General features: G+C 68.5%; 2 protein-coding genes. One reads left to right on the top strand and one right to left on the bottom strand.

Annotated elements, in window-relative coordinates:
- Window positions 1-902: FAD-dependent oxidoreductase (locus A8G15_RS28595; RefSeq protein ID WP_245688051.1), on the bottom strand; the 902-nt coding region annotated here is incomplete at its 3' end.
- 97 nt (window positions 903-999) lie between these two features.
- On the opposite strand from A8G15_RS28595, the gene A8G15_RS28590 reads away from it, so the two are divergent.
- On the top strand, window positions 1,000-1,896 hold an 897-nt coding region (locus tag A8G15_RS28590; protein WP_156665618.1), incomplete at its 3' end, for an FAD-dependent oxidoreductase.

The raw sequence follows: 1,896 nt of genomic DNA, 5'->3' as shown, positions 1-1,896 counted from the left end.
CGCAGGCCGTCGCCCGTGTTGGTGGGGATCGATGCGGGCTTCGTCACGTGGCCGCGGAGGAAAGCGGCGCGATACTCCTCGTTCCACTCGAATCCGCCGGTGGCGAGGATGACCGCGCGCGACGCATGGATCGTCCGCCGTCCCTGCGCGGTGTCGACGACGACGCCTCGCACCCGGCCGTTCTCGACCACGAGATCGTGCGCGGGCGTAGACACCCTGACCTCGACGCCCGCTCGGAGACAGGCGTCGAGGAGGGCGCCGACGAGTCCTCCGCCCATGCCGCGCAGGTCTTCCGAGGCTCGGCGGGTGAGTTCCTCGTCGGAGGGCGCCTTGGGGACGGCGCAACCGATCGCGGTTTCGTCCATCCGCAGATGGGTGGAGTAGTAGGGGGTCACTTCGACCCGGTCCTGCCACTCGCCCAGTTTCGGGAAGGGGAACAGCTCCTGGCCGAGTGTCCGGCCGCCTTCGGGCTTGCCCCCGGGGTTCGACGGGTGGTAGTCGGGCAGGCCGGGGACTGCGAAGAAGCGGACTCCGCCGTCCTCGCCGAGACAGCGCACCATCTTCGGTCCGGCGTCGACGAAGGCGCGTGCCAGGCGTTCGTCGAGAATGCCGCGCCCGAGCGACATGAGGTAGGTCAGTGCTTCTTCGGCGCTGTCCCGCACGCCGATGTCCTTCATGTAGGGGTTGTTCGGGATCCAGACGTGGCCCCCCGACCACGCGCTCGTCCCGCCGACCCGATCGTTCTTCTCGAGGACTACAACGCGGGCACCCTCGCAGGCCGCGGTGAACGCGGCCGTCAGTCCGGCGGCGCCGCTGCCGAGGACGATGACGTCGTACGTTTCGGGTTCGGGCATTCCGTCCTCCAGTTCGGGCGAACGCTTGTGACTTGATGTGATGCTCATTACCATAACCGTCGTGCACTAATAGAGTAAGACTGTTCTATAGATACAACGTCGCACGGCGACCCGTGCAGGGGCGGGCGAAGGGATCGAGGGTCGAGTGCAGATTCAGGAAACGCACGACGTGGTCGTTCTCGGGTCGGGACTCGCAGGCCTCACCGCAGCGCTTGCCGCGGCCCTCGACGGCGCCGACGTCGTACTACTGGAGAAGGCCGAACTGATCGGAGGCACGACCGCCCTGTCGGGCGCGGGGATCTGGATCCCGGGCAACCCGATCGCGGCCGAGCAGGGTGTCGAGGACTCCCTGGAGGAAGGGGCGACCTACCTGGAGAGCCTGTCCAACGGGATGATCCTCCCCGAGTTGGCCGAGGCGCTGATCTCCGGCGGTCCCAGGTTCGTGGACTTCCTGCACGAGCACACCGATCTACGTCTCCGGCTCGTCGAGGGATACCCCGACTATCACCCCGAGCACCCCGGCGGAAAGCCCAGGGGTGGCCGGACTCTCGAGCCCGGCCTCTTCTCCTTCGCCGGGATCGAGCAGTGGATCGACCGCATCGGCGGTGACATCCAACGAATCGTGCTCACCGAGATGCCCCTGGGCGGTGGGACGGGTGTCGTCGCGCCCGAGGTTCTCGCCGCCCGGGCAGATGCTCGGGAGGAGGGCCTGGGTCGTGCACTGGTCGGTGGTGTCCTGAAAGCGTGCCTCGCGCAAGGGGTCCGGGTCGAGACCGGGTGCCGGGCGCTGCGCTTGTGCACCGCCGAGCGCAGGGTCGTCGGTGTCGAGGTCGAGACGGATGACCGGATGCGAACGGTTCGAGCTCGCGCGGTGGTGCTCGCGACCGGAGGGTTCGAGTACGACCCGGACCTGGTCCGCGATTTCCTGCGCGGACCGCTGACGCGCCCCATCGGCGCGCCGACGAACACGGGCGACGGCCTGCGGATGGCCATGCGGGTCGGTGCCCGCCTCGGCAACATGCGCGAAGCGTGGTGGTCGCCG

It is taken from the genome of Rhodococcus phenolicus, assembly GCF_001646785.1.
GTDB classification, from domain to species: domain Bacteria; phylum Actinomycetota; class Actinomycetes; order Mycobacteriales; family Mycobacteriaceae; genus Rhodococcus; species Rhodococcus phenolicus.
The sequence above is the reverse complement of the archived record's forward strand: the minus strand, read 5'-3'. Positions and strand labels throughout refer to the sequence as shown.